General features: G+C 46.1%; 1 protein-coding gene. It reads right to left on the reverse strand.

The window, feature by feature from the left end; all coding sequences use genetic code 11:
* A partial coding sequence (locus tag ACFI6J_RS21545) for a transposase (protein ID WP_462586404.1) occupies window positions 1–483 on the reverse strand: 483 nt, incomplete at its 3' end.
* Between the last annotated feature and the right edge of the window lie 213 nt (window positions 484–696).

The following is a 696-nucleotide window of genomic DNA, read 5'->3' on the forward strand; positions in this document are numbered from 1 at the left end:
GATCACGCTGTGAGGTACGGGCGCTTGTTTAATCGTGTTGCTGATACCGTCCTTTTCACAGGTACGGCACGCATATTTAGGGCGAACATGCTCAATCACGTTGACCTGAGCAGGAATAAACTGAAGCTTCTCTGACTTATCTTCACCAATGCGATGTAATTCGCCCGCACAACAGCCACAGATTTTTTCTTCGTCGCTAATATCGTGAACGATAACTTCACGAGGCAGGTCTTTAGGTAGCGGTTTACGTGTGGGCTTTTTACGAGTATAGCTAATCGTTTCTTCGGCTGTTTCAGCTTCAACAACCAGTTCTTCCGCTTCATTGAACAACTCACCTTGCCCAGGGTGGCCTTCGGTGCTTTTTCCAAACTGCTTATGCTGGGCAACGCGGAACTGTTCTTCTAAATAGGCAATCCGCGCGCGCTTCTCTTCAAGAAGCGCTTCAAGTTCAGCGATGCGGGATTGGTATTCTTTCTCGTTCATACCACCATTATCCCGTATTAAGCTGCTGATTACCTTACATTATTAAGACTATTTCGTGATCGTTAATCGCTACTTATGATCACAGGTTATAAGCCGGATGCGTTGTAGTGCAACGGCTGATGGCCTATGACATCGTAACCCGATAACAGCCATTGTAGCTGTTGCTCACTCATATGCATCTGTTTTAAGTTCGCATCGACAGGCCACTTAAAA

This window comes from Alteromonas sp. G4i13, from assembly GCF_054960505.1.